Source organism: Streptococcus sp. HMSC034E03, from assembly GCF_001811505.1.
Lineage (GTDB): Bacteria > Bacillota > Bacilli > Lactobacillales > Streptococcaceae > Streptococcus.
Genome location: NZ_KV804976.1, coordinates 117834 through 124677 on the forward strand (window position 1 = coordinate 117834; position 6844 = coordinate 124677).

General features: G+C 33.2%; 11 protein-coding genes. All 11 read right to left on the minus strand.

All coding sequences use genetic code 11. From position 1 onward, the window contains the following. Positions 1–132: 132 nt before the first annotated feature. Positions 133–453, minus strand: a complete 321-nt coding sequence (locus tag HMPREF2805_RS04055) for a DUF6881 domain-containing protein (protein ID WP_075231506.1) — start codon at positions 451–453, stop codon at positions 133–135. Between the two features lie 176 nt (positions 454–629). Beyond that, on the minus strand, positions 630–1049 hold the full coding sequence (locus HMPREF2805_RS04060) for a hypothetical protein (RefSeq protein WP_222563419.1): 420 nt from the start codon (positions 1047–1049) through the stop codon (positions 630–632). 56 nt (positions 1050–1105) lie between these two features. Further along, positions 1106–1828 (minus strand): hypothetical protein, encoded by a 723-nt coding sequence (locus HMPREF2805_RS04065; protein WP_075231508.1) that lies wholly within the window; start codon positions 1826–1828, stop codon positions 1106–1108. A gap of 107 nt (positions 1829–1935) precedes the next feature. Further along, a complete protein-coding gene (locus tag HMPREF2805_RS04070) occupies positions 1936–2352 on the minus strand; it encodes a hypothetical protein (RefSeq protein ID WP_075231509.1) in 417 nt (138 codons plus the stop codon). A 419-nt stretch (positions 2353–2771) separates the two neighbouring features. Beyond that, positions 2772–2912, minus strand: coding sequence for an Imm70 family immunity protein (locus HMPREF2805_RS11665; protein ID WP_083301277.1), 141 nt, complete (start codon positions 2910–2912; stop codon positions 2772–2774). Positions 2913–3216: 304 nt separating this feature from the next. Next, complete coding sequence (locus tag HMPREF2805_RS04075; protein ID WP_075231510.1) at positions 3217–3690, minus strand: hypothetical protein; 474 nt, start codon at positions 3688–3690, stop codon at positions 3217–3219. Positions 3691–3906: 216 nt separating this feature from the next. Beyond that, positions 3907–4317 (minus strand): hypothetical protein, encoded by a 411-nt coding sequence (locus tag HMPREF2805_RS04080; protein WP_083301278.1) that lies wholly within the window; start codon positions 4315–4317, stop codon positions 3907–3909. A gap of 30 nt (positions 4318–4347) precedes the next feature. Then, entirely contained in the window at positions 4348–4500 is a 153-nt protein-coding gene (locus tag HMPREF2805_RS10985) for a TipC family immunity protein (protein WP_148131595.1), read from the minus strand. A 16-nt stretch (positions 4501–4516) separates the two neighbouring features. After that, complete coding sequence (locus HMPREF2805_RS04085; RefSeq protein ID WP_075231511.1) at positions 4517–5140, minus strand: TipC family immunity protein; 624 nt, start codon at positions 5138–5140, stop codon at positions 4517–4519. Between the two features lie 294 nt (positions 5141–5434). Beyond that, positions 5435–5740, minus strand: a complete 306-nt coding sequence (locus HMPREF2805_RS04090; RefSeq protein ID WP_075231512.1) for a hypothetical protein — start codon at positions 5738–5740, stop codon at positions 5435–5437. A 371-nt stretch (positions 5741–6111) separates the two neighbouring features. Further along, positions 6112–6495 (minus strand): hypothetical protein, encoded by a 384-nt coding sequence (locus HMPREF2805_RS04095; protein ID WP_075231513.1) that lies wholly within the window; start codon positions 6493–6495, stop codon positions 6112–6114. Positions 6496–6844 lie beyond the last annotated feature (349 nt).

The following is a 6844-nucleotide window of genomic DNA, read 5'->3' on the forward strand; positions in this document are numbered from 1 at the left end:
CCAAAATCAACGATACCTTTAGAAACTAAATCCTTTAATGATTGTGGATAGGATAGGAAAAAAAAGAATGATTAAATGTAATATTTGACATGAATGTTCCTCCTCTAACTATTGAAAAATGGCAAATACTGGTTACCTTTCTGCCCATCTAGCTAATTTGATACAATAATCCTCGATTAAAGCTTCCGTGTCATACATTTTTAGAATATTTTCAAAATCTATCGCTGATATTTCAGACACATCAAACTCTCCTGTAGCATTTATTGCATCAAAATCACTTGGATATGGAGCTTCTCCCAACTCCAAGGGGGTCCGAGTATCAAAGTAAGCTACGTGTCCATCAGAAAATATATCTAATCGTTTTGTTTCAAATCGTTCTGCATCTATTTCTGAGTACATGATTATTGGAAAATCATCATTCGTATGATTCCAAATTGTTTTATAATACAACATCTAATCCCCCTAATTCCCTAGCTATCTATCCAGTCTAAATCTTCTTTCTTTAGATAGCGCCCATATCATAAGCTAGGCAAGTCTTTCGTTCAATCTACTCAGTGATGACATTATCCACTAAGAAAACTGCAATCCCCCATTTCTATGTGGCATTAGTAACAGTAAACTGTACAAGGTCATCCATAAAATTCAATTTCCCAAGCAGTACTATCGTATATTTCCAATCTTACTTGCAAAGCTTCTGTCCCTTTTTCTATAGTTTCAAATTCAACAGGACTTGTAGAGGAAACAACTATTAAATTATTTATATCCTCTATTCCCTTTGAAAATTTTAAAAGTCCAGCCCAACTCATCTGATAGCCATATTTTGAATTTAAGACTAAATCTTCAAATTCTGGCATAGGCAGATTATTGGGAGCTTTTCCTACAGCATCACATTCAAAGATATACCAATCTTCACTATTAGATGGTATTTGGGAAAGAATCTCAAAAAAAGTCAGCTTTTGATTATCCTTTAACAATTGTCCACTTATTTTCAACTCGTATTCTCCAAATTTTCTGTGATAAGGTCCATCTACAATTCTCTCATCTGTCACACGGTCCAAAACACAGTTTACTAAGACTTGTTCCGATAGCTACTTTTAAAGCAGGTTTAATGGCTCCCACCTACTAGGCTAGTAAACCAATCATCATAAAATTGTTTCTGTTCTGCAACACTGACACAGTTTAAGTTTGGTTTATCTTGGTCAAAAATCTCATAAACATTGTTTAAACTAGCTTGTTTTCTCATTTCCAAGAAATAGGCTTTTTCTCCTCCAAAATTCATCTGCATCGGAGAAGGAAATACACACTTGTCAGCTCCATTGCATTGGAGAATCCCGCCTTCCTTTTCCAAATCCAGACGATAGTTCGTAAGCGCCTCAAAGAAAGAGTCGGCTTCATAACGTTTAAAACCCGAATCTCTCTCAACATCAAGAATACATAATTCTTCGCTATCTCTAATAAAAATCTGACACGTTTCTATTCTATTCTCATCCTTATAATAAATTGGTAATAAAACTACTCTCATTTCCCACCTCTGCTGATTTTGTGTAATAACTTGAATAAGATGATCAACTTTTGGGATAGACTTAATAAACTGCAAGATCATCCATCTTTCTAATAAGGTCTCACCATCGATTAATGGTGCTGATAAAAGTTCCTTTGGGCTATAAAAAATGTGATAGTTTTCCTCAGAAGCCGTAAGATATAACTCCCCTAAGTCTTTCCTTTGACTGATATAAAACTTTCTATCTTGATAATATAGAACAAACTCTTCCCCATAGGATAATAATTTCTTAAAAAACTCATATGACATATCTTCATCTCGTTCCATTATTACTAAATTGACCTCTCCATTGTATTCATTCACCACAAGTGCCAGCTGGAGGAATTCCTTATCTTTTTGGTATTACTTTCAACCTCACTATTAATTGAATACATTTATGACTTATTCCTCCAGAAAAAATCATGTTCTGATCGTTTGATTCTTTCAACAGTAACATCCCTAGAAATGATGTTGAACTTGACTAAACCCTCTAAAACTATCCTGGTTTGAAAAAAACTGTCATCGTAATATTCAAGAGATATCTCTTGACAGGTATACAAGTGATTTTGTGTAAAATCTTTTACTTTAAATTTTTTGCGATTTTGTGCATCCGTCTCATAATTCAGTGCTGCACAAGCAAGGAAACTGACTTTCCAACATTCCTCTAAATCTACTTTATTCTCATGATAACTTTCTATATATAGATGAACTTCATCACCAAAATATAATATTTGTAAATCTAGAATCCGACCATCCCAATAGTCCGTCTGATTTATCTTATCTTGTTTTTCCCTTATTTCAAATTCTCTCATGTCTATTTCCTTCGCTTATTACAGTAACAACTACCATTCCGATTATGTCATCGCTACCATGGATATGCAGCAGTTTTTTGCCCTATCAAAGCTATACTCTAGTCTTTGACCTTTGGTGTTCTGATTGATTTCAGTTTGATCTGAATCCTATCGTCAAAAATACTTATAAGTCTTAAAATTTTTTTCACTTTAAAAGCACCATAGATATTCTTAATTGCCAAAGTATCCGAATTCTCAAACTTCAATAGTCACTTAAAATCAATCTTTCTCGCATAATGAAGCAAACAAGGAAACCTACCAAGTAGAAATCTCAACACTTTTTCCATAGAACTTACAGGTTCAAAGCCACAAACATTATCATAAGACGATAATTTGCTAAACTCTATACGAATACTCTGTAGTTCGAGTAGACAATTCTTTCAATAATATACTGAAAATCTCACTTGATACAACTCGTTCATAAGGATTGGATAAGGACTACCCCAATTTGAATGTTCAAGACGGACAAAGACAGTTGAAAAAAGGAATTCAAAATCCAATTGTCTAATAGAACAAGCCAACCTTTAAGACAAGTGACATCGTAATCTCCCATACATATATTTCAACAGAAAATCTCTTATTCTAAGCTATTATAGCATTCTTTCAAGTAAAGTTGTATGGGCTTTTCTAAAATTCATCAAAAAACACCTCGTGGTGTGAACCATGAAGCGTTTCGAAAGGTTGGTGCAGTCGTATTGGTTAACCTTTTGAGGCAACTGACTTTGTCAGGTTGCAGAACAATTTCGTATAGAAACAAGATCTGAGTGCTCCTCTGTATTAAGTGTAAAATACTTTATAAATTCAATGGAAGCTATTTATGTTAGGCTAGACAATTTTCATCACCTTAAAGTGCCCCTCAGGATAATTACCTTGATAGCCAACTGGAATGTAGCCCCCCTCATAAATTAAAAGTAAATCATCATGAAATGCAGACTCTATCCCAAAATCGTCTTGCAATAATTTATAGTTTCTAAGAGTGCTTAAATCAAATAAAATCGAATCTATGCATGTCTGTGACAAAAAATTTCTCTGTAGGTATTCTTTTATTATAGGGTCAATAGATTTACGAAAATAGGCCGAATTTTCATTCCAGATTTTTCCTATTCCAGTTCTAACTTCACCTTTGTTCTTAAGTAAAAATTCGCTTCGAAATTCCCAAACAAGCTCTTCCCATTCACTAGATTCTATATGTTGCAATCCTTCAGTCCTATCTAATATTTCTATCTCAAAGGGAATTGCCATATTACCCTCTCTAAAACACTCAAGAATATACTTCATATCCATATATTTTTCTTTCATTTAGAAAAAACCTCATTTCTTTTTAAGTAACGGCATTCTACCTAGTAAATTATTTCTAGAAAATGATTCCGTCCCTAACAATCTTGCTCGGCTCTCATAGCAGGCATTGTTTTAGTTAACTTTATAATGACTTATAAAAACTTAATACTTAGAAATAAATTACACGTTTTTTCTTGTTCTTAGATCCATTATTAAAACAGTTTAGCTACACTTTACTCATTCTACTGTTTCATTATCCTGCCAAAAGAACTGAGCATCCTTTAACTCAAGATGTTCTATCTGAATATCACGACAAACAATTGTTATATCCATAATACCTAGATCAATTCTGCACTCTACAAAATTTTTATCTTTAGCATGCGGAATCAACGTGAAATTTTGTGCGGAATAACCAAGTTGTGTCTTTTTCAAACTTTTGACATTATAATCTCGCCAATTCTTCCATAGAGCATCTGTTGTATACTTGACTTTACCACATAAAAGGAAGGTTACGCGCCAATATTTTTCTTGATCATCCTCATACTCAATAACAGTTTCATCCCCAAAATAGGACACATAAAAATTGTAAATAGTTGCATCCCAATAATATGTTAAGTCTAATTCTTTTTGTTTTTGTTCAATATTCATATTTCTATTTATATTTCTATTTAATAATAATCAGTCATACTTATCCCATGGAATATAATCATCTGGACTTCTTTTGTTAATAATAAAACTTAGTGGCACAATCTCTACATCCCCAAGATTATCAACGGAATAACGTTGACTACCATTTTTGAACCAGCGTTCTAGAACGACATCATAGAGCATGAAGTGAGACTTTTTGTTAATCTATTGCGTTTTCGCTAATCATCTTTACATTCCCCCAATTTTCAACTGAAAACTGACTAGGATAAGCGGAACGCCAATCTGAAATAAGTTTATTTTTCAAAATATCATTTGCAATTTCAGTGTATACTTTTACATCTAGTTTGTTTTGAGTGATGTATTGTTCGACTGGATACTCTTGCTTATAATCATCTGAAAATATCCTTATTTTCTGAATTAGTTGATTTGATTGATGTTGGTACATGTATTCAACCTTCAAAATATCTGAGTTAGGCAAATCAACATTTATGACAATTAAAACATTCCCATTTCCCAACTCATTATCAGGATATTCGAATACGTAATTAATACTATGAATATTTTTAGGTAAGCTATTTTTCTTGTAGTTTCCCCCGGTTACTCCGTATAGTAAGCCTCTTGTACGTTTTTTTTTCATATCGGGTAAAGACTCTAAAGTAGAGGCTGTTGGAGATAACCAGGGCCCTACAGTATGATGGTACTCGTCATGATAAATTTCTTCAAAAACATTACTATATCGTGGCTTTAAAAAAATGAAAGCGAGCGGTAGTAGCATGATTAAAAACGCCCCTATAGATAAGGTATAAAACATTTTTTTATTCATTTAGCGACCTCTTTCTTGTTAATCAATATAATCTTGCAAATCATTTTTACCCTCTTCTAAACTTCGAATAAAATTATAAGAATCTGGATAGTTTTTCTTCAAGTATTCCATGGATTCTGCATCCGTTCGTCTACTATAGGATTGTTTACTCGGGCCTAAAGCTATCGTTTTAGCGGGAACTAAACTATTGTAGCCCAAATGTCTCGCAAATACTGGTACTTAATCTACCTATTGTCGTATTCTCCTTATAAGAAGACAAATCCTTCAAAATACTTATTACTTGTGGAAATTTGATTAGCTGTTCCCTATATTTCGAATAGTCAAATGAAGTACTTCTTCAAGTATATTTTTATCATGACACAGTATTAAGTTCATCAGAATATTAAAAGCATTCGAAGTATCATACCCTTCTATACAATAAGCCAATTTGTATTTATACAAGCTACTCTTTTCTTCAAGACAAGCACCAAGAGCACACCACTCTCCTTGTTTTAAAGACGGAAGCAAAACATCCATAACATATTCAACATCTGCATCATAAAAAGCATCACCTAAGTAAGGTTGAGATAATACTCTATCTAATTCTTTATAGTTATCCATACTAAAAGTCTCCTAGAAAACTAGCCTACGTAAAAAATAGCTCCCCGACTATCATAATATCTTACAAGTCAACAGTCAAGTCCAGTATCGTCACCCACTTCACCTCTATAGGCAACTATCTGACATAGCTTATCTGTACTTGTCTTTCTTGCACTTTAGAGGCTATCGCAACTAGATACGACGGCTTGGCCATCCTTAGGCAAACCTGCCACAGAGCCTGATATGAGGATAGGACTCACATTATTTGAATTTTTATTGGGGAACTTTGTGCCTATTGAACAGTAAAAGCACTTGAATCAATTTCTTCAAGTATTTTTGTATGCAAAGCGAGGTATAATTCTAATTTGCCAATTATTTATTGACTTAAAATCTTATAACTCTTTGATTTCTATGGACTTGCAAACTATATTATATCCGTCATACCCATCAAGATATAAAGAATAATGCTTTAATTCTTGGTGCTTGTTCATTTCTTCAAAAAGATTCCTGTTGGCTTCCATTAACTGTAGTATAATTGATGAATTAAATATTTCTAAAACTTTATCATAAGCTTCGATTGTGTTTACCGAAAACAATGCGTTTACCTTTGAAAAATAGTGGACTTCTTGAAATATCAATTCAACTTCTGAATAGATATCATCATAGTCATATCCCTTTAAATTGATACAAATATTTGTACCTGAAAAAGTTATTTGAGGTAACTCAGACAAAAGTGAAGAAAACATTGGAAGAGTGTATATCATTTTATTTTCCATTATTCGTACCCCCGCTACGTCTTACAGTAGAAATAGTTAGTTTATTACGTAGCAACTGCTCAACAGTAGTTTATTATGCAATGGGTTAGCGATATTATCAGATACATAGCACTAATCTAGGAACTCCTGCAACTGTCAACACTTGAGAGGTTCTTGTGTTTTTTCTAACAACGAAGGGGTTATGATTAACTCTCTCTATCTCAGTTGCAATATCTACCATAGTAGTTGTTCCATGCATCCCTAATATTTTAGGTTCGGTATTTAATTTTTCACCCGTTTCTTTACAGAAAAAGTTACCTTTAAAATGAAGTTGAGATCGCATCATCTCAACTTCACTTTGTAATTATTT